At 40.5% G+C, this 23208-nt stretch carries 29 protein-coding genes; 28 read left to right on the top strand and 1 reads right to left on the bottom strand.

The window, feature by feature from the left end; all coding sequences use genetic code 11:
• The first annotated feature begins 19 nt into the window (after nucleotides 1-19).
• Nucleotides 20-727 carry a hypothetical protein gene (locus ABC374_RS21895; protein WP_413019750.1) on the top strand — a complete coding sequence of 236 codons (708 nt, stop codon included), beginning with the start codon at nucleotides 20-22 and terminating at the stop codon, nucleotides 725-727.
• Between the two features lie 161 nt (nucleotides 728-888).
• Here ABC374_RS21895 and ABC374_RS21890 read toward each other — a convergent pair whose 3' ends face one another.
• The gene (locus tag ABC374_RS21890) at nucleotides 889-1287 is read right to left on the bottom strand and encodes a YkvA family protein (protein ID WP_413019749.1); all 399 of its coding nucleotides are present in this window, start codon (nucleotides 1285-1287) and stop codon (nucleotides 889-891) included.
• A 278-nt stretch (nucleotides 1288-1565) separates the two neighbouring features.
• On the opposite strand from ABC374_RS21890, the gene ABC374_RS21885 reads away from it, so the two are divergent.
• The 27 genes from ABC374_RS21885 to ABC374_RS21755 all read left to right on the top strand — a co-directional run bounded on the left by ABC374_RS21885 (nucleotide 1566) and on the right by ABC374_RS21755 (nucleotide 23205).
• The gene (locus ABC374_RS21885) at nucleotides 1566-1748 is read left to right on the top strand and encodes a hypothetical protein (protein ID WP_413019748.1); all 183 of its coding nucleotides are present in this window, start codon (nucleotides 1566-1568) and stop codon (nucleotides 1746-1748) included.
• Nucleotides 1732-1944 carry a hypothetical protein gene (locus ABC374_RS21880; RefSeq protein ID WP_413019747.1) on the top strand — a complete coding sequence of 71 codons (213 nt, stop codon included), beginning with the start codon at nucleotides 1732-1734 and terminating at the stop codon, nucleotides 1942-1944. Before ABC374_RS21885 ends, ABC374_RS21880 begins: the two co-directional genes overlap by 17 nt.
• Nucleotides 1945-2256: 312 nt before the next feature.
• Nucleotides 2257-2682, top strand: a complete 426-nt coding sequence (locus ABC374_RS21875; RefSeq protein ID WP_413019746.1) for an ArpU family phage packaging/lysis transcriptional regulator — start codon at nucleotides 2257-2259, stop codon at nucleotides 2680-2682.
• A 501-nt stretch (nucleotides 2683-3183) separates the two neighbouring features.
• On the top strand, nucleotides 3184-3384 hold the full coding sequence (locus tag ABC374_RS21870) for a hypothetical protein (protein ID WP_413019745.1): 201 nt from the start codon (nucleotides 3184-3186) through the stop codon (nucleotides 3382-3384).
• A 32-nt stretch (nucleotides 3385-3416) separates the two neighbouring features.
• On the top strand, nucleotides 3417-3554 hold the full coding sequence (locus ABC374_RS21865) for a hypothetical protein (RefSeq protein WP_413019744.1): 138 nt from the start codon (nucleotides 3417-3419) through the stop codon (nucleotides 3552-3554).
• 540 nt (nucleotides 3555-4094) lie between these two features.
• Entirely contained in the window at nucleotides 4095-4652 is a 558-nt protein-coding gene (locus ABC374_RS21860) for a site-specific integrase (RefSeq protein ID WP_413019743.1), read from the top strand.
• An 86-nt stretch (nucleotides 4653-4738) separates the two neighbouring features.
• Nucleotides 4739-5812, top strand: a complete 1074-nt coding sequence (locus ABC374_RS21855) for a hypothetical protein (RefSeq protein ID WP_413019742.1) — start codon at nucleotides 4739-4741, stop codon at nucleotides 5810-5812.
• Between the two features lie 531 nt (nucleotides 5813-6343).
• On the top strand, nucleotides 6344-6937 hold the full coding sequence (locus ABC374_RS21850; RefSeq protein WP_413019741.1) for a hypothetical protein: 594 nt from the start codon (nucleotides 6344-6346) through the stop codon (nucleotides 6935-6937).
• Nucleotides 6912-8702 (top strand): phage terminase large subunit family protein, encoded by a 1791-nt coding sequence (locus ABC374_RS21845; RefSeq protein WP_413019740.1) that lies wholly within the window; start codon nucleotides 6912-6914, stop codon nucleotides 8700-8702. The genes ABC374_RS21850 and ABC374_RS21845 overlap by 26 nt, the downstream gene beginning before the upstream one ends.
• Nucleotides 8703-8927, top strand: coding sequence for a DUF6148 family protein (locus ABC374_RS21840; protein ID WP_214772937.1), 225 nt, complete (start codon nucleotides 8703-8705; stop codon nucleotides 8925-8927). It begins immediately after the preceding gene.
• Nucleotides 8928-9012: 85 nt separating this feature from the next.
• On the top strand, nucleotides 9013-10605 hold the full coding sequence (locus tag ABC374_RS21835) for a phage portal protein (RefSeq protein ID WP_413019739.1): 1593 nt from the start codon (nucleotides 9013-9015) through the stop codon (nucleotides 10603-10605).
• On the top strand, nucleotides 10602-11669 hold the full coding sequence (locus tag ABC374_RS21830; protein WP_413019738.1) for a head maturation protease, ClpP-related: 1068 nt from the start codon (nucleotides 10602-10604) through the stop codon (nucleotides 11667-11669). Before ABC374_RS21835 ends, ABC374_RS21830 begins: the two co-directional genes overlap by 4 nt.
• Nucleotides 11669-12046: a head decoration protein gene (locus ABC374_RS21825; RefSeq protein WP_413019737.1), complete on the top strand. Its 378-nt coding sequence runs from the start codon at nucleotides 11669-11671 to the stop codon at nucleotides 12044-12046. Before ABC374_RS21830 ends, ABC374_RS21825 begins: the two co-directional genes overlap by 1 nt.
• A 15-nt stretch (nucleotides 12047-12061) precedes the next feature.
• The gene (locus ABC374_RS21820) at nucleotides 12062-13111 is read left to right on the top strand and encodes a major capsid protein (RefSeq protein ID WP_413019736.1); all 1050 of its coding nucleotides are present in this window, start codon (nucleotides 12062-12064) and stop codon (nucleotides 13109-13111) included.
• An 11-nt stretch (nucleotides 13112-13122) separates the two neighbouring features.
• Nucleotides 13123-13491 carry a DUF7210 family protein gene (locus ABC374_RS21815; protein ID WP_413019735.1) on the top strand — a complete coding sequence of 123 codons (369 nt, stop codon included), beginning with the start codon at nucleotides 13123-13125 and terminating at the stop codon, nucleotides 13489-13491.
• A 1-nt stretch (nucleotide 13492) separates the two neighbouring features.
• Complete coding sequence (locus ABC374_RS21810; protein ID WP_413019734.1) at nucleotides 13493-13813, top strand: hypothetical protein; 321 nt, start codon at nucleotides 13493-13495, stop codon at nucleotides 13811-13813.
• Nucleotides 13810-14382: a phage tail protein gene (locus ABC374_RS21805; protein WP_413019733.1), complete on the top strand. Its 573-nt coding sequence runs from the start codon at nucleotides 13810-13812 to the stop codon at nucleotides 14380-14382. The genes ABC374_RS21810 and ABC374_RS21805 overlap by 4 nt, the downstream gene beginning before the upstream one ends.
• Complete coding sequence (locus ABC374_RS21800; RefSeq protein ID WP_413019732.1) at nucleotides 14379-14846, top strand: hypothetical protein; 468 nt, start codon at nucleotides 14379-14381, stop codon at nucleotides 14844-14846. Before ABC374_RS21805 ends, ABC374_RS21800 begins: the two co-directional genes overlap by 4 nt.
• Nucleotides 14843-15181: a hypothetical protein gene (locus tag ABC374_RS21795; protein ID WP_413019731.1), complete on the top strand. Its 339-nt coding sequence runs from the start codon at nucleotides 14843-14845 to the stop codon at nucleotides 15179-15181. Before ABC374_RS21800 ends, ABC374_RS21795 begins: the two co-directional genes overlap by 4 nt.
• Entirely contained in the window at nucleotides 15181-16638 is a 1458-nt protein-coding gene (locus tag ABC374_RS21790; RefSeq protein ID WP_413019730.1) for a phage tail sheath family protein, read from the top strand. The genes ABC374_RS21795 and ABC374_RS21790 overlap by 1 nt, the downstream gene beginning before the upstream one ends.
• A gap of 2 nt (nucleotides 16639-16640) precedes the next feature.
• Nucleotides 16641-17159 carry a phage major tail tube protein gene (locus tag ABC374_RS21785; protein ID WP_413019729.1) on the top strand — a complete coding sequence of 173 codons (519 nt, stop codon included), beginning with the start codon at nucleotides 16641-16643 and terminating at the stop codon, nucleotides 17157-17159.
• A 14-nt stretch (nucleotides 17160-17173) separates the two neighbouring features.
• Nucleotides 17174-17497 (top strand): phage tail assembly protein, encoded by a 324-nt coding sequence (locus ABC374_RS21780; protein WP_214772949.1) that lies wholly within the window; start codon nucleotides 17174-17176, stop codon nucleotides 17495-17497.
• A gap of 172 nt (nucleotides 17498-17669) precedes the next feature.
• Entirely contained in the window at nucleotides 17670-20969 is a 3300-nt protein-coding gene (locus ABC374_RS21775) for a transglycosylase SLT domain-containing protein (protein WP_413019728.1), read from the top strand.
• An 11-nt stretch (nucleotides 20970-20980) separates the two neighbouring features.
• Entirely contained in the window at nucleotides 20981-21256 is a 276-nt protein-coding gene (locus tag ABC374_RS21770) for a tail protein X (protein WP_413019727.1), read from the top strand.
• Nucleotides 21256-22308, top strand: coding sequence for a phage late control D family protein (locus ABC374_RS21765; protein ID WP_413019726.1), 1053 nt, complete (start codon nucleotides 21256-21258; stop codon nucleotides 22306-22308). Before ABC374_RS21770 ends, ABC374_RS21765 begins: the two co-directional genes overlap by 1 nt.
• On the top strand, nucleotides 22308-22526 hold the full coding sequence (locus tag ABC374_RS21760) for a hypothetical protein (RefSeq protein WP_413019725.1): 219 nt from the start codon (nucleotides 22308-22310) through the stop codon (nucleotides 22524-22526). Before ABC374_RS21765 ends, ABC374_RS21760 begins: the two co-directional genes overlap by 1 nt.
• 10 nt (nucleotides 22527-22536) lie before the next feature.
• Entirely contained in the window at nucleotides 22537-23205 is a 669-nt protein-coding gene (locus ABC374_RS21755) for a phage tail protein (protein WP_413019724.1), read from the top strand.
• The last annotated feature ends 3 nt before the right edge of the window (nucleotides 23206-23208 follow it).

Raw genomic sequence — 23208 nt, 5'->3', positions numbered from 1 at the left:
AAAAATGGAGGAATGAAAAATGATTAAAGAAGCACTGCAGTACATTATCGGTTTAGGAAATGTAGAGGTAAAACATGAAAATGGTCAAGCGTATTCAACTCAACCATTAAGCCTAATCAAGGAGCCAATCGCTGAAGCCATCCAAGTTCGGAGCCTATCAGGGTTAGTCGAGTATTTGCAGTCTAGTTTTGATGTAAAGGATCAATTAATGATTCATGTTATTAGTCCAACCGAAGTAGTGGTATGCGGGGCATTAAATTCGAATGAAAATCGAAACGAATATATTAGGGCATCAGCTATGATTCCATCATTTACATTTGATCGCTTTTATGAAGTTGAAGATTTTAATATTAAACTCCAATCAACATTCGTAAAAAATGAAGACCGTGACATCGTCTTACAAGTAGTGGGTAACATCAAAGAGGAAGACGTTCGAACGGTTGGTGATAATGGGGTATCGCAAGCTGTAACAGCAAGGACTGGTGTTGCTGCAGTCGGGTTGGTTGAAGTCCCTAATCCAGTCGCAATGAAACCTTATCGAACATTTGTGGAGGTTGAACAACCAGAAAGTGAATTTATTTTCCGCATGCAAAACGGACCTCGATGCGCTTTATTCGAAGCAGATGGTGGAGCTTGGAAAATTGACGCAATGAGAAACATTAAAGACTACTTATTAGTTGCCTTACAGAAGGAATTTGAATCTGGCAAACTAGTAATCATTGCTTAATGACCAGGCGCAATATTCAAAGACAATGGCTGCTTCTCTTCCATTTGGAAGAGGGGCGTCAGGTTTTTGTTTATGACCCATTGCGAAAGAAGGAGTTGGCAAACAAGATCAGGAAAGGGTGGGTTTTAGTAGGGTAGACACATATTGCGAATTAATAAATCTCATGAAATAAGATCAATTATCAATTTACTAACCCAAATTGCAAATAGCACCCATATTAAAATAAAGAGAATGCCAACTAACCAATTCTTTGGTTTTCCGTTTCTTTTCACTTCTTCCGCCTTTTCTCGATTATCCTCTATTACATGAGGTGGTATCAAATTTAAGGCAAGCGAGATTCCTAGAGGAACAAGAATAAGGTCATCTAGATAACCTAAAATAGGAATAAAGTCAGGGATTAAATCAATTGGACTAAATGCATAAGCAACGACACAGATTGCAAAAGCTTTTGCGTACCAAGGAGTTCTGCTGTCTTTGTAAGATAAGTAAAGTACGAATAGATCTTGTTTTAATTTTCTTGCATAGTTTTTTAGTATTGTTAATTTATTTTCTGCTTTCATTGTCAACTAGTCCCCCATTCACTAATTATATTTTATCAAATGGATTAGGTAAAACATAGGGGTTAATGAACAGTACGAATAAACAGTAACCATTAAAGCCTAATAGGCCCTTTCTCTTTTACTCGCCTTGCAGAATTTGATGAAAGGTTTTTGGAATGAATAACTAAAGGGAAGTGACGAGTTGAAAATAAATTCTAAAGAATGGTTAGCGATGACTGAGGTAGACCGTTACATGGAAGTTTACCGTGCTTATGTAAGATGCCAGGGAGGTGTGTCGAATGAGTGAAGTTAAAGTTTGGGTTATGGCTGAAAAGGAACGGTTGGCTTACATTGAAAAACACCCCATTGTACCTTCTAAGGAAAAGCCAAATAAAAGTGGGGCGGCTTTCTCAAATATCGGTGCTTATGGTGAACGAAGAAAAAAATTAAAAGGGGATGGATCACTTGGAAAGAACAATTAAGTCCTTAGATGTAGTTGCCGAAGCCACTAAACCATTTATTTATACCTTTGAGATTGGTAAGGAATTTGGTGGACAAGTTGTGGATGACATTATCGATCACGATGGAGTATTCAAATTATTTAATCGTCAGGACGAGCTTATCGTGGAAATTAATTTACCTGTTGTTAGTGTAGAGTTCGAACATAATGGTCATTGAATTTAATAGAAATGATGGGAAAGATTAACGTAAAAGTCCGTCAAGAGGAGGTGAAATTGTGGGCTACGAAAATAATAATATATTAGTAGATATACAAAAGGAAGTTATCCCCATTAGTGTATGTACTAATTCGAAATGCGAAAAACCAATCTATTTAGGTGATCGAGTTTGGAAAAAAGGTAAAGACCTATATTGTCACCTTAGTTGCTTTGCAAAAACTATAGAAAAGTAAAAAATCCCCGTTTGCCGACGGGGGATTCGAGATTTCTCTATGCATAATCCTATCCTTATTTTAGCATAGGAGGAATCTCAATGAAAGAAGCTGCCAGCTTATCTAGTAAAACTGAGTCCTTTATACAAACAAAACAATTATCCCTGTTTGAAGAAGTCAATGAAAAAGAAGTGCGGAAGACAATAGCAAGAGAACTTAAACATTACAAGGCCCTAAGAATTGCTTTGCAAAACAAATCAGAAATAAAGGAAGAAGGATTGAATCCACTTTTTCCATCTTTCTGCAGTAAAGACAAGGTGAAAGAATTTAAGGTCAGACAAATCAATCGGACCCTCGAACATGCTCTTGATGACGTTGAACGACAAATCATTGAACAGAAATATCTTTCTACTAACAGAGTAAAAGATATAAATCTGTATCTAGATATGGGATTAACTAAAGATCAATATTACATTCATAAAAGACAAGCTATCTTCTTAATCGCTACAGCACTCGGCATCATTTGAGTGCTGTTTTTTTACTTTCCGATAAAAGCACGGCAAAAACACGACAAAACTAGGGACAAAAACATGGACTTTTTTAGGGATAAAGCAGGGGAATTTTTATTTTTCCATGAAAGGTAAGATTTTCTTATCAGGTAAATCACCTGGTGGGAGACGCATCTTTCCCATATCAATGGTGTACTCGGGAGAATCAGTCGATGTTGAAGGTTGCCAGCTATACAGGGGGGACAGCCGGAGTCGATACAGCTGTAGTGCGGTTGATTTGCCACGGGGAACCATTGGTGAAAATCCAATGGGAATGACTGACTGTCGATTTGTACAGCGACCGTTACTGCAATCCTAGCTTTCCTCCTGGGGTATTGATAAGGACGGGATAAATACATATAAGCAATTAGCATAATGAGGTGGTTAGGTTATAGGTATAATGTCATAATTTGGCGAACGATAGTGATTGTTGAATAATCTTCCCTCATCCATAATTAATAGGGCGAAGGAGGTGTTATTGTGAACGTAAATTATTATCATGAAGATAATCTAGTATATAGTACTAAAACAAATGATTTAGCAGGTTTGATTGCTGCTATTGAAAAATCCGAGAGTCTCCACTTTCAACATGATACATATAAACTTGAAAGCTTCTTATTAAACCATTATTTAGAGAACGGGAAGTGGCATGAACAATTTATTGTTTATATTACGAAATAAATAAGAGTTTATGATAAAAAGGAGGACATGCTATGCTAGATCCAGGTACAGTAGGTACAAAAAACTTAGACCCAGGTACAGTGGAATACAAACCACCAATAGGCGGATATACATTTGATCCAGGAGTAGTTACCAGTGAACACTTAGATTCAGGCACAGTTGGATACTAAATAAAGAATGTGAAGGCACTCATTTATTGAGTGCTTTTTATTTTGGAGAAATAAGGTGAATACATGAAAGATTTGAATTGGCTTTTCTTTTGGACTCTATTGGTGATTGTGTATTTGATTGGATGGGGCGTTGGATTTTATGATGGTGTGTAAGAGGTCCTTAATTGAAACTTGAAATGATAAAGGAGTGAGTAGGTATGACTCATAAAGCTACCCAAAAAATCCTATTCATATTTGCAAAGCAGCTATTAGTTATCTAATGAAACGTTATGCCAACAATAATTTCTTTGGGGCTCCCAAGTGTAAAGGATATGGCTAAAGGCGCAAGCTATATTGGGTATCAAGAAGGTGGATATAAGAAGGAAATAAAACCAGTAAAGAAAGGAGATCACTGTACAATAATGATTTCCTTTTTACCCAAAAGAAAATAAGAGTAGGTAAGGAAAGGTGAATATTGTAGAACTCATTGCAAACTAAGCACCATCCAAGAAATTAAGGGGATGTTAAAGGAGCGTAATGAGCTAAAGAAGGTGAAAACTGATGGAGTATGTGCAACCCATACGGGATATGGAGATGGTCGAGACCATCCAGTCCTACTTGAAGGAAAGGAATGAACGGGATTATGTCTTGTTTATGGTGGGAATCACGACGGGCCTTCGAATATCGGACATCTTGCAGTTAAAGGTGGGCGATGTGCAAGGTACACACATTCGGAGAAAGGAAATCAAGACGGGCAAGGGAAGGCGGACACCCATTTCCCCCGAACTTCGGAAAGCATTGGCTCCGTTTATCAAGAATAAGCCAGAGGATGAATGGTTATTCCTCAGTCGGCAAAAGGGACGAGAAGGAAACATTAAACCGATTGACCGCAGCACCGCCTACCGAATCATCAAGGAAGCTGCACGCAAGGCTGGGTTCCGGGATAACTGCGGGACGCATACGATGCGGAAGACCTTTGGGTACATGCATTATAAGAAGTGGGGAAATGTTGCTGCGCTTCAGAAAATCTTCAATCACGATACGGAACTGGTCACCTTCGCCTACATTGGACTGGAGGATGATTTCTTGGATAAGACGATTATGGGACTATACCGATAGCCCATTCGTTTTATCCTTTTTTATGGAGTTTGTAAGGAAAAGAAAAATTTGACCATATTTGACCTTCGTCGATTAAAGGTGATAATATGGTAACAAATGAGGACTTTCATATTAGAGGTGAAGCTATGAAACATTGTATTTATTTAAAGAAAACGGAACCAGAGGTCTCTTTCCAATCAGGAGAACACATTTTTCCTGCAGGTATTGGCGGCATACAAAAGCTCCCGTTAGAATATGTAAGTCATGAATGTAATAATGCCTTTTCCGGAATGGAAGGGCCTTTTATGAGGAGTTCTTTACTTTCACTTCCACGGCAATTTGAAGGCCCGGGAAAAAGAGGTAAATTAAATCCTAACAAAGCAACAAAATCCAATGTACATTTAATCAGTAACACGATTGATCCTACCGCCTTCGAACTAGGGTATACAAGTTTGGGGGTGGCATATAGCTTGCCGCAAGTAAAGATGAATAAGGATGGAAATGCCACAATTATTTTAGGCAGTACGGTTGAAGAAGATGGCACAGAAGAGCTTGATGAATTCAAGAAAAGGTTAGCAACATTTGAAGGTAAATATGTACTCATTGAACATGAACAGTATGATCAAGATGAATTTATTTTGGGCTATTTAGAGGGGAAATGGTTTGTGGCATTAGGAAATAAATCCCTCGAAGAAGAAATTACAAGTTTTATAGAGCGTCTTATCGAAGCTCCTCTAAAGGAAGAATTGAAAACAGAAACTTATCAACCCAAAACACATCAAATCTTAGAGATTAATACAGATGAATATTACAGAGTATGTGCTAAAATCATTTTTAATTATCTAGCCTATGCAAAAGGGCAAGACTTTGCTTTAAGGGATGAATTTAATCCATTGAGAGCCTGGATTGTACACGGTGGGGGAAATAAATTTGCAAACCTGACCGGTGAGGAGAAAGACTTCAAGATTCCTTTTCCAGATCAAGCCCATAAACTTTTTATTGTAAAACACGGGAAATCATTAATAGGTTATATCAGTTTTTATGGCAATGCATTTACAACAATAGTTCAGTTATGCGAGGACTTTGACGGTGTGTTTGAACTGGATGGTTTTATATGTGATTGGAAACAACGAAAGGAATATTCGTTTATTGACTATGCTATAGCCTTAGGATCCAATTAAGTTAAATAAAGTACTTATAAATAGAATTACCAACTGCATCCATCGGGATGCTTTTTTTATGGATGTTGAGTGGACGAACGGAGGAGTTTTGACTATCATTTCGTTTTGGCTGTCTGCACACCTTCTGCGCCTCCGGTGCAACATAATTGGAAGATTGTGCACTAAAAGTATAAATGTTTAATAAATCCTTATGTATCAAGGGATGAAGAGGGCAAAACGACTGCACCAGAATTCTAAGATATGATGTACTGATTGAGATTTGTCACCCACTTGCCACCTAAGAGTGAGAAGAAGTTTTTCTGAAACATTACAAATACATACGAAGAAGTGGCGCGAAGCCTTGGTGTCACTAGGTTTCACTAAACTTTTTTAAAAATAAAAACCTGTCAGAAAAATTTGGGTCCTCCGGGAGATTTATTCTTCCTACGGGTGCATACGACCCCAAAAAGCGTCTAGTTTCTGGGCCAAAAAGGCGATTGCGTTTTCGGATTCGGAAATCTCGGGAAATAATTTTGGGAGGTGGGGAAACCCTTGAAAAATAAGGATTCTTCAACAAATTGGACAATCGTCACAACCCAACAAATTTGCGAAATCATAGGGCTGAAACCACGCAGAATTCAGCAATTGGCGAATGAAGGAGCCTTGGTGAGAGTCGGTCATGGGAAATTTGATTTGCCTCGTTCCGTTGGTGCTTACGTGGATTACCAAGTAAGCCAGGTTAGACCTGCAGGTGATGAGGAAATTGATAATTCCGTCGAGACGGCATTATGGACAAGAGCCCGTAAAGAAAAAACTGAGTTGGAAGTACAGATCATTAAAGGGGAGCTTCATCGTTCCTCGGATGTGGAACGGGTCATGAATGATATGCTACTGGGGTTTAAAGCGAAACTTACTTCTTTGCCAACCAAGATGGCCCCTCAATTAGTAGGTAAAACGGAAATACCGGTTGTGAAGGATCTATTAAAAGAGGCAGTCTATGAAGCTTTGAATGAACTATCAGATTATGATCCTCAAAAATTCTACGATTATAGTACGGATAAGATGTTCTTAGGGGACGAGGAGGAAGAAGATATGCTAGAAACAGAAGGGCCGAAAGCGTATGGCCAGTCAAAAAAGAAAAACTGATACATTCTCTCTTTTTAAGCGACTAGCAAAAGACATATTATCGCCTCCTCCTGATTTGACCGTCTCAGAGTGGGCGGATACCTACCGAAAATTGTCCAGCGAATCATCAGCAGAGCCTGGGCAATGGAGGACAGACCGAGCGCCCTATCAAAGAGAAATCATGGACACCATCACCGACCCGAACTTTGAAGATATCGTAATCATGGCGAGCGCTCAGGTCGGAAAGAGTGAAATTATCTTAAATGCTGTCGGGTATCACATCGATTATGACCCGGCACCAATCTTGATTATCCAGCCGACCGAGCAAAAGGCGAAGGATTTTTCGACCGAACGATTAGCCCCTATGTTACGGGATTCCCCGGCCCTTCGAAATAAAGTGTCTGATGTCAAGACAAGGGACGGAGGAAATACCAAGTTGCAAAAGAGCTTTCCTGGAGGGTACGTCGCATTGGGCGGAGCGAATGCGCCAGCTGGTTTGGCCTCTCGTCCTATTCGGATTTTATTGGCTGATGAAATCGACCGGTTTCCTGCTTCTGCTGGAACCGAGGGGGATCCACTCGACTTGGCAGAAAAGCGGACGAACAACTTTTATAATCGTAAGAAAATCAAGGTTTCCACGCCTACTAATAAAGGATCATCCAGGATTGAAACGGAATTCAACCTCAGCACCAAGGAATATTATCATCTACCGTGTCCATCCTGCGGTGATTATCAGCCTTTGAAATGGGAACAAATCGATTTTGAAACGGAATCCCATCGCTGTAGAGAGTGCGGTTTTTTACACAATGAATATGAATGGAAAGACCAAAAAGGAAAATGGGTGGCCGAGGAGCCAGGTGCGAATATACGTGGTTTTCATTTGAATGAGCTATTGAGTCCTTGGAGTAAGTGGGGAAAAATCATCGATGCTTTCAAAAAGGCTAAAGTAAAAGGACCTGAGGCCATGAAAGTATGGGTCAATACCTCACTTGGAGAAACATGGGAGGAACAAGGGGAGCAGTTGGACGAGGCGGATTTATTCAATCGTCGGGAGGAATATGAAGCAGACATTCCGGAAGAAGTGAAAATATTAACGGCTGCGGTGGATGTGCAGGATGACCGATTCGAAGTGGAAGTGATGGGTTGGGGTGCTGGGAAAGAATCGTGGGGCATTGAGTACCATCAAATATACGGAGATTTGAAACAGCAAAAAATATGGGATGAGCTTGACGAATATTTGTCCAGGACATGGGAAAAATCCGATGGTCGAAAATTTGGCATAGCTTGTACGTGTATGGATAGTGGTGGGCATTTCACCCAAGAAGTTTATACGTTTACTAGACCAAGAGAACCCCGTCGGATTTATGCGATAAAAGGGAAATCCGTACAAATGGGTGAATATGTTCCCCTTATTGCCGGCTACACCCGACCGAAGCCTTCTAAAACCCTCTTGATTCATTTAGGCGTCAATGATGGGAAATCACGGGTGATGTCCAATCTCCAATTAGGTGAATTTGGTCCAAACTATTGCCATTTTCCGAAGGGGCGAGGGTACAATCAGAAGTATTTTGAAGGATTAACAGCGGAACGGCTTGAAACTCGGTATACAAAAGGAGTCCCTTATCAAGTATGGAAAAAGATCCGGGCCCGAAACGAACCACTGGATTTACGAGTGTACAATACAGCAGCACTTGAGATTTTAAACCCGAATTTAGAAAAAGAATATACACTTGCACCGAAGATAAGACGAAAAAAACGTAGAACGGCTTCAAGGGGGATTGAATAGATGAATGGAGTAACTTTAGAAAGAGCACAGCTTCATTTGGAAGCGTGGCTCGATGCAGAACTTGCAGTATCAACCGGTCAGAGCTATAGCATGGGAACACGGCAATTAACACGGGCGAATCTCACAGAAATAAGCAAACAAATTGCTTTTTGGAGAAAAGAAATTAATTCTTTGAGTGGTCAGAGTGGCAAAAGAGTAATGCGATATATTCCTCGTGATCTTTAATAAAAAAGTGTAACGGCTCATTTGCAATGGGGCGTTTTTTTATTGGCAAGTTAACGGCAACTCTAATTTAAAGGAGGTGAAAAATATGAATGTATTCGACCGAATGGTTGCGGTAATTTCCCCTCAAACAGGTTTAAAAAGAGCAAGTGCCCGCAAACAATTGCAAGTTTTGAATCAGGGGTACGGAAACCACGGGGCCAGCACAAAAAAGAAAAGCTTGCTCGGATGGCTAGCTGGCTCTGGTTCGGCCTTGGAGGATATAGAGTATAACGTCGATAAACTTCGGGGAAGGTCCCGTGATTTATATATGGGTGTACCTCTTGCCACTGGGGCGTTGAAAACGATGCGCACCAATGTCATTGGGTCTGGTTTGAAATTGAATGCTCAAATTGATTATGAGTATCTTAATTTGACCACAGATCAAGCAGACCTTTGGGAAACACAAGTGGAAAGAGAGTTTTCCCTTTGGGCTGAATCTCTCCATTGCGATGCCCAACGGATGAATAACTTTTATGAGCTGCAGCAATTAGCGTTCTTATCCTGGCTTGCATCGGGTGATGTATTTGCCTTACTTCCCGTCATTCCTAGAGTGGGGATGCCTTATGACTTGCGGGTGAAATTAATTGAAGCGGACCGTATATGCACACCAAACAAGCAGCTCTTAAATCTGGATCATAAAATTGTAAATGGTGTAGAGGTGTCTCCATTAGGAGAAATTTCCGCCTATCATATCGCCAAGAATCATCCTCATTCCCTTTCCGTTCAGAATAATGAATGGAGCCGGATTCCTAAATTTGGTGCAAAAACGGGGAGACCGAATATTATTCACCTGATGGAATCAGAACGACCTGAACAACGAAGAGGCGTTCCCATTTTGGCGCCCGTTATGGAAAGCTTAAAACAATTATCCCGATATACGGAAGCTGAACTCATGGCAGCCGTCATTTCTGGCATGTATACCGTGTTTGTTACGACGGAAACCAATCAAAAGGGAGATGAATTCGGGTCAGGTATTGCGGACCAGGATTTAATCGATGAGGAAGATGATACTTCTTTGGAGTTAGGCAATGGATCCGTACATTTTCTTGGGGAAAACGAAAAGATTCAAGAGTCGAACCCGGGACGCCCAAACGTGGCATTCGACGGGTTTGTGACGTCCATTTGCCGTCAAATTGGTGCAGCTTTGGAAATTCCCTATGAACTATTGCTGAAAAACTTCACGTCTTCTTATTCAGCAAGTCGGGGAGCGCTTTTGGAGGCTTGGAAAATGTTTCGGATGCGCCGCGATTGGATGGCGAATGATTTTTGCCAACCGATTTACGAGGAATTTTTGGCGGAAGGTATTGCCAAAGGGCGAATTTATGCGCCTGGTTTCTTTACAGATCCATTAGCTAGGAAAGCCTATTCTAATGCGGAATGGAATGGACCAAGCCAAGGTCAGTTGGATCCTCTTAAGGAGGTGAACGCGGCAGAGAAACGGGTGAATAATGGCTTTACCACTCGTACTAGGGAAACCATTGAATTGACGTCAGGTGATTTCTTTAAAAACCACGCTTTACGGGTGAGAGAAGAAAAGGCCAGACGAGAAGGTGGCCTAACTACGGAGGGAACGTCCATCAACCTAGATAAATCTTCAGAAAAAGGCTCGAAAGACGAAAAAGAGGAGGTGGAAGAATGAAAATTAGTGTAAAAGGGCCCATTATTTCAAGCAATGAACAATGGATTTATGATTGGTTTGGAATTGAGGCAACCAGTCCGAAAAAGGTATCGGATCAGTTGAGTAAGCTCAACGGAGAAGACATTGACATTGACATTAACAGTGGCGGCGGTTCGGTATTTGATGCCTCTGAAATTTATGCCTTGTTAAAAGATTACAAAGGCAAAAAAACGGGGAAAATCCTTGGACTTGCGGCAAGTGCAGCTTCTGTCATTGCCATGGCTGCAGATAATCTTTTAATGGCTCCAACTGCGCAAATGATGATTCATAACGCATCAACCCGTTCACAGGGAGATTATCGGGATATGGACCAAACCTCCAGTTTTCTAAAGAACGTGAATCAGACAATCGCGAACGCTTATAACATAAAAAGCGGGAAATCTTATGAGGAATTGTTGAACATGATGGATAAGGAGACCTGGCTAACGCCACAACAGGCCCTGCAGCATCATTTAATTGATGAAATCATGTTCGAGGGTCAAGGCGTTGAATTTGTGGCAAGTGCTGACGGGGGAATGATTCCACAACAGGTCATCGACAAGATCAGAAATGAATTACATGCAAACCCACCCCTTAATCAAGCCGAAATCCCGGCACAGGCAGCGGTTAACCACGGGAATGAACAGGAGGAAAAGGAAACTATGAATCTGGAAGAATTGAAGAATAAACACCCGGAATTATATAACCAAATTAGGAATGAGGGGTATACAGAGGGCGTGAAGGCTGAAAACAGCCGGATTAAATCCATTGAAGATTTACAAATGCCCGGTAACGAAGCCTTAATTAATCAGGCCAAGTTCGAAACCAATGATAGTGCGGAAAGTGTAGCCGTTCAAATCATCAAGGCTGAGAAAAGCCGCGGTCAAAATTACTTACAGAATTTAAAAGAGGATGCGGACCCTATTAATAAGGTCCCTGGTTCACCAGCTCCAGAAGAAGGCGGGGAATCGGATAGTGTGAAAGCTTCGAACTTAGGGGCCAACATTGCGGCATCGATTAATAAAATGAGAGGTGGAATTCGATAATGCCTGAACAATTAGGGAATACACTCGGTTCATTTGAATATGACAATCTATTTGCTGGTGGAGTTCAACCAGTCGTGACAGATTCTATTATCGTGAAATCTGGACAATCTTATGTAAGAGGGAGTGTCTTGGCAAAAGGTGCAGATGGTATCGCGGTCTTAGTTGATTCGGCTTCGGCTACTGCCTCTATTAAAAAACCATTCGGGATTTTGACCGATGATGTGGATGCCACGACTGAAAACGTGCCAACGACCGTCTATTTAACTGGTGAATTTAATCAAGAGGCTCTTGTTTTTGGAGGGACCGATACATTCAATACACATAAAGGTGCACTACGGGATATCGGAATCATTTTAAAGAAAACTCAGAAGGCATAAGGGGGAATATTAATCATGGCAATCAGTCTATATGATACAAGAACACTATTGGCAGCAACGGAAGCCATGCTGCCGGTCAATACATTTTTAAAATCAACTTTTTTTCCAAATGTAAAAACATTCACATCGGAACATGTCGATGTTGATTACGCAAAAGGCCGTAGAAAAATGGCTCCATTCGTTTCACCCCGTCTTCCTGGTCAAGTGATGGAAAGACAAGGATTTAAAACTAAGTCCTTTAAGCCAGCAACCATTAAACCACTAAGAATTATCACAGGGGATGATATTAAAAAACGTTCCTTTGGGGAGAATTTTTATTCTGCCAAAAGTCCAGATGATCGCGCGATTGAAATGATTGCCCGTGATTTATCTGAGATGGATGCAGCTATTACGCGTCGCGAAGAATGGATGGCTGCGCAAATACATTTCACAGGGAAAGTGGATATCTTCGGTGAAGGTGTTCAAGCTGAAATGAATTTTGACTTTACAAATAAAGAAACACTTAGTGGTACAGATTTATGGAGCAATCACTCTGCTTCAGGAACAGAAAGTGATCCCATTGGCGATTTAAAAAGATGGAGAACGCAAATCATTAAAAGTTCGGGTATTAATCCTGACCGAGTGATCATGGCATCCGATGTGGTAGATGCGTTCACGAGTCACCCTGCAGTGGTTAAAGTCATGGATACTCAACGAATCATACTAGGGAAAATCGAACCTCAAACACTACCAGACGGTGTGACGTATATTGGTTCCATTTCCTCTCTTGGTCTTGATTTATACAGTTATGACGAGTGGTACTACGATGAAGAAACACAAACAGATAAACCTATGGTTCCGGCTGGTACCATCTCCCTTGCATCAACAAGGACACGTTCTTCTATTTTATATGGCGCGGTAACGATTGCAGATTCTCAAACTGAAAATTTCGTGACGTATGAAGGTTCACGTATTCCGGATTCTTGGATTCAAAAAAATCCAGCTGCAAGATTCCTGCAGTTGAATAGCAGCCCTTTACCAGTACCAGCCGAAGTCGATTCTTGGTTTGTTGCAAAAGTACTTTAAGGGAGTGATTCATGATGGCTATTGAATTAAACGAAAAGGTTCGGCATAACGGGGAAACATTCCTGGCCGGAGATATCATAGAAAAAATTAAAAAGGTAGAAGCGGAGCGCCTGGTTGATTTGGGAGTCGCTTCTTTTGTTCGTGAAATTTCCTCAGTGACTAAAGATGATGAGCCAGATTCCGGTCAGATCGTTCATTCGGTCAATAATCCTGAAGAGGATTACCAGGCACTGGATGAAGCCTATACACTCGAAGATTTAAAAGAAACAGCTGCAGGTGTAGAAGGTCTAAATTTCAAGGGAACTATCAGCAAAAAGGACCTGATTACCTTGATTATTGAATCTGGTAAGATTGATGACTTCTTTGAGGAAACGGAGTAACATGCCAGCCTTAAAGGATTATCTTTCAACGGATATTCACAATGTGTTTTTCAATATTAGGGAATTTGCTTCAGAAGAGTTAATCGACGGTCAACCAATGCTGGTCATGATCGATGACGAGCAGCTGCAAAAACATAATCTTAAAAGTGGTGGAGAGGGGCTTGCGATGGGCGAGCTCCTTTTTCATGCAAAAAAAGCAGACTTTGTAGAAGATCCCTTTGTTGAAAAGCGGATGATGTTCAATAACAGCCTTTATGAGGTCCTTTATCTCTCAGAAAATGCTGGTGTATATACCATTACCTTGAAGGGGTATCATTCATGAACGATTTTTCCGTAAGTTTAGATAAACGGATGTTAAAGGACGTTCAAGATAAGTTAGGGGCCTTATCGAAAAAGGCCCCTAATGCTATCTCTAGTTCCTTAAACCGTGCCGTGACAAATGTTGCCTCCAATGTCAGTAAGGAAGTTCGAAAGGAATACAACATAAAGTCTGCAGACATTAAGAGTACATTAAGTAAAACAAGGGCTAGTCGGTCCAATTTAAACGCCATTGTAGAATCGAGAGGGGAATTAATTCCCTTGGACAAATTCAAGGTTTCTCCTCGTAATGTACAGCCTAAGAGGAAGAAACCCATCAAAGTTGGCGTGAAAAAGGATGGATTGAAACAAATCCTCCATGCTTTTGTTGCGGATGTAAACGGAATTAAAGTGTTTGAAAGAAAAGGGAAGGCAAGGTTACCAGTTAGAAAACTATTTGGCCCATCCATTCCTCAAATGCTGAAGAATGAGGATATTCGAAAAAACATTGACCGAGAAGGCTCTGAAACCTTCAATCGCCGCCTTGATCATGAAATTAATCGAATCCTGGATAAAGGAAGTGCTTCATCTTGATTCCAATAGACTTACAAGCAGGACTTAAAACCCGATTGGAAGCGGTATTTGCCAATAGAACATTTAAAAATCCCAACAATCAGGATGTGCCACTCAATGTATTCGAACAGCATTTGCCTCAAAAAAAGAAAGAGGACTTAAGCTTGTATCCCTACGTGATTATTCAATTAAACGAAGGAACCCAAGTTACGGACGTTTCTTCTGAAGATATAAAAATCATGTTTATTATTGGAATATTTGATAATGACAGTTCCAATCAAGGATATCGGGAAGTAACGAGGATCATCAATCGCATTACGACCAATCTTACATTAAATCCATTGGTAAATAGAAAATTCGAAATGAATTATCCTATAAAATGGACGATTTATGAGGAAGATGTGGCTCCTTATTTTTTTGGAGGAATAGAAACAACGTGGGCAGTCTCGACTTTCTCACGACAAGATGTGGAGGAATTGATATGACCAAACAAAAAAAAGGCCCAATTAGTGAAGAAATAGAATTAGGGCCAGTGGATAACGAAGAGGAAACGCTGGATACAGCAATCAAAAAAGAAAATACAGAATTGGTTATCTATATTGGCGAAAGCCTAAAGAATGGGAAGCTTGAACAATTCACCGTATTTAATAACGGAATCCCTCAATTCTTAGCGGAGGATATTGAAAAATGCCCTGCAATTAACTCTTTGATTCTACCTATTTCCCAATTAGGAGAATCGAGACGAAAATTGACTATTCAAGGAACAATGGAACATACCTTGAACAGCCAAATCACCCAATATGTTAGGAGTGAAAACTAATGGTATATGAACACGGGATTTCCATTCAAGAGAACGCAACATCCGTCATACCACCGATTCAAACGAGTTCGGGTGTTCAAGTGGTTATTGGAACTGCACCCATTCATTTGGCCTTAGATCCACTAGCTGCCGTTAATAAGCCGATTTTAGCTAGTACATGGGATCAAGCTGTAAAAGGGTTGGGATACAGTGAGAATTTTAAATCCTATAGCCTTTGTGAATCCATGTATGCGTCCTTTAAACTATTTCAAGTGGCACCGATTGTCTTTATTAATGTTTTGGATCCTTCCATACACAAAACGGCTGTAACAGATCAAGCCATTACCCTAACAAAAGATTCAGGCATTATCGACGTTGATGGTGTTCTATTAAGTTCAGTCGTCTTAAAAAGCACGGATGGTGTAAAAACCTTCGTGAAAAATACCGATTACACCATTGCTTTCAATAAAAATAACAGACCTGTAATTTCTGTCATTCCAACGGGAGCTATTGGTGTTGCAGCTGGAGTAAAAGCAACTTTCGACAAGTTGGATCCAACGAAAGTCAACAAAGAGGACATTATCGGTGGGTATAATGCTGCAACGGGTAAATACAGTGGAGCAGAGCTCATCCGTCAAGTCTTCCCTATGTTTGGATTGGTTCCAGGTCTACTCTTAGCACCAGGTTGGAGCCAGTTACCTGAAGTCGCCCTCGTTTTAGATGCAAAGGGAAGAAAAATTAATGGGAATTTTAACTGTATGAATGTATTGGACATTGATAGTAGTGTCGTAAAAAAATACGAAGATGCTGCGGCTTGGAAAGCTAATAATTCCTATACAAGTGAAAAATCCGTTGTTTTATGGCCGAAAACCAAAATTGGAAACTTAATTTTATCTCACAGTGCAGTAATGGCGGCTTCTATGGCCTCTCTAGACGCTTCAAATGAGGATGTCCCATTTGTTTCTCCGTCTAATAAACGTCTTCCGATTTCTGGTACGGTTTTGGCAGATGGTACAGAAGTTTATTTGGAACAAACACAGGCAAATTCCTTAAATGGATCCGGCATTGTGACCGCAATTAATTGGAATGGTTGGAGATCTTGGGGGAATAATACGGCAGCTTATCCAAATACCACAGATCCTAAGGATCGTTTCATTGCAATCAGAAGGGTGTTTGATTGGTGGGGTAATACATTTATTCAAACATACTTTGAACGAGTAGATGATCCCCTCAATTTCCGATTGATTGAAAGTGTCGTAGATAGTGAAAATTTAAGGGCAAACGGCTATCAAGCTAAAGGTCAAATCGCAGGTGCTTCTATTGAATTTAGTGAAGAACTTAATAGTCAATCAGATATTTTAGCAGGGAAAATTACTTTTATACAAAAAATCGCTGCCTTTACACCAGCTGAACATATCGTAAATATTTTGGAATTTGATCCAACAAAATTAACTAACTCAATTTTCGGAGGTGAATAACCATGGGGAATCCAATTCCAGAAAAAGTGGTCAATTATAACGTGTACGATGATACAGAAAAACTTGTGGGGTTAGCTGGTGAGGTTACCCTTCCTAATTTGGAAGCCATGTCTGAAACAGTATCAGGTGCTGGTATTCTGGGGGAATTCGACAGTGTAAACCCTGGTCACTTCGGTTCATTGACCATCGAGATTGCTTTTCGAACGCTTTTTCAAAAATCATTTTCATTAATGAAAAACAGAGGGAAATCTTTAGTATTACGAGCTGCACAGCAAAGTTTTGATGTATCCAATGGAACGATCAGTCACCGAGGGTTAAAAATCACATTAAAATATGCAGCAAAAGGACTTGAACTTGGTAAATTGGCCGTAGGTGCAGCTACAGAATCCAAAAACACTCTGGAGGTTTTATATATTAAGGTTGAAGAAAATGGCAAGACCTTGCTCGAATTAGACAAGCTGAATTTCGTTTATATCGTAGATGGTGAAGACGTCTTGAAGAATATTAAAAAATTAATTTAAGGAGCTGATCGGGAATGAATGCAGAGAAAACAACTGAAAATAAAAAGGTAGAAAATAATAAAGTCGTAGTTTTTAATAAACCGTATCAATTTGAGGGCAATGAATATAAGGAAATCGATCTATCAAAGCTTGAAGACCTTACAGGAGAAGATCTGTTAGAAGCTGACAAACAATTTGCAGCTAGCGGGCAGTTTGCTGTGGTAACTGAAATGAGCATGGGATATTGCTTTATCATCGCAGCCCTGACAATTGGACAACCAATCGAATTTTTTAATAAGTTACCTGCAAAGGAAGTCATGAAGGTTAAAAACCAGGTGATTGGTTTTTTGAACAATTAGGCATCATAGAGCTCAGTAACGGTAAATTCATAAGAAACATAACAGGACGAATGCTGAGAAAATCATGCATTCGTCTTTCTTATGCCACGAATTCAGGTTGGGGGCGCTACATGAGGATGAGTCTGATTGAATTGGGTGAATTCATTGAGGACTTTGAGGAGGCGAGCAAGAAATGAGCAATCAAAAAATGTATGAGATTGCTTTTAGACTTGGCGCTTCCGTAAGTCCTAGTTTGAAAGCGGCAATTGCCAGTACTAATAAGCGTTTATCCAGTCTCAATAACAATTCTAGGTTGCTAGAGAAAAGCATGATAGGTGTTTCAAAATCCGTAACCAAGACAGCAGCATCTACTGTAAAGATGGCTGTTGCTATGTCTGCGGTAAAGGTTGCTTTAGCAGGCGTGACAGCGGCATCAGCTCCTGTCATAGCGGGCGTTGGGGCTTTAGGTGCTTCATTAGCATCGGCAGGAATAGGAGCTGCTGCATTCGGTGCGGTAGCAGCTTCTGCCATTGGAAAAGTAGTAGAAGCCTCAGGAGAAGTTGAAAAAATCGAAGAGAAAATCGCAAAGGCTGACTCAGCAAAAGAACGTATTGCTGCACAAAAGGAACTAGCTGCTGTTTATGCAGGCATGAGTTCTGAACAGAGAGGTGCCTTAAAAAACTTACAGGGCTTCAAATCTTTTTGGGGTGGGTTTGTTAAAGGTTTTGAAAAACCGATCTTTAAAGCGTTTGGGACATCCTTGCAAATCGCTAAAAATGGTTTAAAACTCCTGGGGCCTACCATTCAAAATGTAGCCGGTGTTGTGGTAGAACTGACAGAGAAATTTAATACGGCACTGAAAGGTTCATCCATGAAGGGCTTTTTTGAGTGGCTAACTACAAACGCTGCGGAAAGCCTCTATAATTTCGCTCATGTAGCCGGAAACACCTTAAGTGGGACGATGAGTCTATTCCAGGCTTTTGCTCCATTAGGCGCAAGTATGGAAGAAGGACTAGTCGGAATGACTGCAAGGTTTAAGGAATGGGCAGCAGGATTAAGTAATTCTAAGGGTTTTCAAAATTTCATTGAGTACGCAAAAGCAAATGGTCCCGTTCTTTTAGGTGTAGTAGGGAATATCTTAACAGTTATTAAAAACCTTATAGTGGGCCTTGCCCCATTAGGATCTACTGTACTAAAGGTTGTTGAAAGTATTACAGGATTTATTGCTAAGCTAACATCTACAGGGACTAATATGGATGCTTTTAAAGCAAAAGCACTCGAAATATTTGGGAAGGTGCAGCAGTTTGTTTTGCCTCTCGTATCAAAGGTAGGCTCCTTTGTTTTGAATACGTTCCGGAAGATTTCAGCCTTCTGGAGTGAAAACGGAAGCAGTATAATCTCAGCACTGTCGAAAGTTTTCGGTGTGGCAGGGGCAATTTTTAAGGGACTTGTAAGCGTAGTCCAGACAATCCTCCCCATTATCATGCCAATCGTCAGTAAAATCGTTTCCTTTGCAGGTGGAATTATTAAGCAGCTCGTTGTATTTTGGAATGAAAATGGATCCCAAATTATCCAGGCGGTGCAAAATCTTTTTTCTGGAATCAATAAAATCATTCAATTTTTAGCACCGGTCCTCCTTTTCATCCTTAATTCGGTTTGGAGTAATGTGAAGGGTATTATCCAAGGGGCCTTAAATATCATAATGGGCGCCATAAAGATTTTTTCTGGCTTATTTACTGGAGATTTCTCGAAAATGTGGGAAGGAGTCAAACAACTTTTCTTTGGAGCGATCCAAGTTGTTTGGAATTACGTGAACCTTTTGTTCATAGGAAAGATCTTGGGTGGTATTAAGGCTTTAGCATCAGGGGCTATTACTAAAGTGTCGGGAATGTGGACGTCCATTAAAGAATTTTTCACAGGTGGAGCTACAGCGGTCTGGCAGAAGGTAGTCAATTTAGGTCCGAAACTACAGTCAGGATTTTCTAGTATAAAGGATAAGGCCATTAATTTTGCGAAGGAAATGTGGTCTGGTATAAAAGAGCAGTTTGGAAAAATCGTTGAAGGAGCTAAGGCTCTCCCAGGTAAAATGGGTTCAGGTATAAAAAGTATGGCTGGAAAAGCTCTTGATGGAACTGTTTCTATGGGAAATAGAATGCTAAGAGGCATTGGGAAAATCGTAAATGGCGTAATTGATGGACTCAATTTCATCATGGGTAAAAAGGGTCTTAGTCTTGGGATAACGATTGGTAAATGGGACGTTCCCCAATACGCAAAAGGTACATCGGGCCATCCGGGTGGTCTAGCTATACTTGGAGATGGAAAAGGGGCAAATGCAGGCCCGGAATTGTACCGTACTCCTTCTGGATTTACAGGGTTGAGCCCAGGGACAGACACTCTTATGAACTTACCAAGGGGTACGCACGTTATCCCGGCCAAAGAGACGCGACAAGCTCTAAGTAATATTCCTGCATATGATAGTGGAACGGTTACCAACAGAATACAAACAGCGGGGAAATGGGTAGGTAATGGTACTAAAACAATTGCCAATAAAACAAAATCTGGAGCAAAAAAAGTTAAAGAAACCGCCTTCGATATTTATGAATATATATCGGATCCGGGGAAGTTAATGAATAAATTGCTTGAAAAATATAATGTGACTGTTCCTTCTTTTTCCGGCACCTTCGGTGACATGGCAACAGGTTCATTTAAGATGATAAAAGAGAGTGCCAAAAAATTCTTGAAAAGTAAGCTGGCAGATTTCGGCGGTGGTGGGAATTGGTCTGGCGGTACTGCAGCACCTTCACAAGTAAAATCATGGGTGACTCAAGCATTAAATATGACAGGGACTCCTTTATCTTGGTTACCTGCTATGCTTGTCAAAGCTCAAAAAGAATCTGGTTATAATCCACGGGCAATAAATTTGTGGGATATCAACGCCAAGCGCGGAATACCGAGTAAGGGATTATTCCAAACGATTGATCCAACCTTTAATGCCTATAAAATGGCTGGTATGAACGATATTTATAATCCCATTCATAATGCTGTTGCAGCCATCAGATACATTAAGAGTCGTTATGGAACCGTGTTTAATACTCCAGGTATTAAAAGTATGGCCCGGGGCGGTGCTTACAAAGGGTATTATAAGGGCGGACAAGTTGATTCTTCACAATGGGCTTGGGTTGGCGAGGATGGTCCCGAACTTATGAAGATGCGTGGTGGATCACGTGTATTCAACAATAAGAAAAGCAATTCGATTCTTTCGAGACTGCTTTCATTTGGCAACTCTGAAGGCCAAACCAATCAGCAGAACAATAAGAATAGTGAATCGAACGACCAATTTGTTTTTGCACCGGTCATTCACATAGCAGAACGTACAGATAAAATGGAAATCGAGAATTATGTAAAAACAATTCTCGGTGATCAGTACGAAGAGTTCAAAAAAATGATGAAGAAATTCAAAAAGGATGAAGACCGTATGTCTTTTAACACGTAGGAGGCGATATTTTGAAGACTTATACCACAATTTTGGGGGATACCTTTGACAAAATCGCCTTCGAACTGTTAGGGAGCGAGTATCTTTTCCCCTTACTCCTTGCAGAGAATCAACAATATCGTGAAGTCTTGATGTTTTCTGCCGGAGTTGTCTTGAATATTCCTGAAGTGGAAACAGATGACTATGAAAATATCCCAGAGTGGATGACGGGTGATTTTGTGGATGAGACAGGGGATTATGCAGAGGAAGAAACTGCTGAAGTGGCCTTGGAAGGGGTGGATTCATAATGGATGGAAGGAGAATATCCACGGATATTTTATATGATAATCAGACCATTTCTGTTGATATTGACCCCTTCATTACGGATGTCTCCTTTTCTGACAACTTCAGTGGTCAGGCAGATACTATTTCTCTATCGATTGGTGATCGGGAACGTAAATGGATGAATACATGGATGCCGAAAAAGGGCGCTTCCTTGGAAGCGTCTCTTATTATTTCTTCTGATTGGGGCAGTACCAAATCTTCTAAAAGAAAACTTGGATACTTTGAAATTGATGACATTAATGTGAGTGGCCCACCGAATAAACTGAATATCGGAGGGACTTCCGTTCCTCAATCCAGTTCCCTGAAGGGGCAGCGAAAAAACCGATCATGGGAAAAGACCAATTTCAAACATGTAGCGTCTGATATCGCTAAGAGAAATAAAATGAAATTGTACTTTAGCGCAGAGGAAAACCCTAGCTTTGACCGGGTGGACCAGGAATATGAAACAGATTTAGCCTTTTTAATGAAGCTCTGTAATGATGCAGGCTTCGCTTTAAAGGTAGCCAATAAAAGCATTTCCATTTTCGATGAAGTTAAATTTGAAAAGGAAGCGATTGTGGACACCATTAAACGGACAGATTACCGGGTGAAGGATTATTCAGGGAATGACACATTGAGCAGCATCTATAAATCTTGCAAAGTCTCTCACACCTATACCGTTACCGAAAAAATTCCTAATTCGAAGAAAGAAAGGAAACGGACAAAAACCATTTCCTATACTTTTACTCCATCAAAACCGCCAAAGTCTGACCGGGTTTTGATCGTAAATGAAGAAGTGAAGTCCACTGCAGCTGCTAAGAATTTAGCGAAGAAGAGATTACGGGCAGAAAATAAAAATGGAACCACTTTTTCCATTAAATTAGCTGGTTTCCATTCTTATTATGCTGGTCAAACGGTAAATCTTGCTGAATTTGGAGGATTTGACGGGAAGTATATTATCTTATCCGTTAATGGTAAGACCGGAAACGGTTCAGAAACCGGCCTGGAGCTCAGAAAATGCCTGGAGGGATATTGATGAATTCAACAAAGGAAATAGCGGCTATAGGCCGTGTATCAGCTGTATATCCAGACAGAATGACAGCTAAGGTATTTCGAGAAGATAAGGAAATCGTAACGGCTGAACTGGCCATATTGGATAGAGGGGACAACTATCTTCCATCTGTAGGAGACCCTGTCTGGTGTCTGTTTTTACCTGTGGGGTCATCTGCAGGTTGTATATTGGGTGGAATGTAGGTGAAAAAGAATGGGCAAAATCGGAAGCTTTGCAGGTGTAACATTTGAAGTATCTTCTAAAAAGTTACTGACCTTTGACGAGTTTTCAAGGAGTGGCAGTTCACGTTGGGCTACACATGACGTAAATCTAAGGAAACCAATGCCTGAATTCCTTGGTCCAGGACAAGACAGTCTTTCATTAAAAATTAAATTAAGTGCTTATCATGGGATTAGCCCCACAACAGTATTAAATACATTGCGGTCGTTTAAAGATAAAGGTAAATATGGGTCCTTTATTATTGGAACAAAACCAATTTCATCTAGCTATTGGTATATTGAAGATATTTCAGAGGGATATACCAACATAGATGGTAAAGGGCGGATTTTATCCATAGAAGTCACCTTAACCATTAAAGAATACCCAAAACCAGTGGTTGTAACGGTAAAGAAGAAACCAAAGCCAAAACCGAAAAAGCCGGCTTCTTCAAAAAGGAAAAAGCTTGGAGTCATTACAATTAAAGTTGGCATGTTAAATTGTCGAGCAAAACCATCATTAAAGGGACGAATACTTAAGGTACTTAGAAAAAACCAGAAATATACTGTCTATGGAATTAAGAAAACGGACATCCCCTGGTATGACCTTGGCGGCGGCAAATGGACATCAGCCGTTTCTAAATATACAAGTTTGAAGAAAGGGTGATTG

Origin of the sequence: Peribacillus phoenicis (assembly GCF_047238085.1) — a bacterium.
Lineage (GTDB): Bacteria > Bacillota > Bacilli > Bacillales > DSM-1321 > Peribacillus.
Note: the sequence above shows the minus strand (reverse complement) of the source record. Positions and strands in the feature narration are given on the sequence as shown.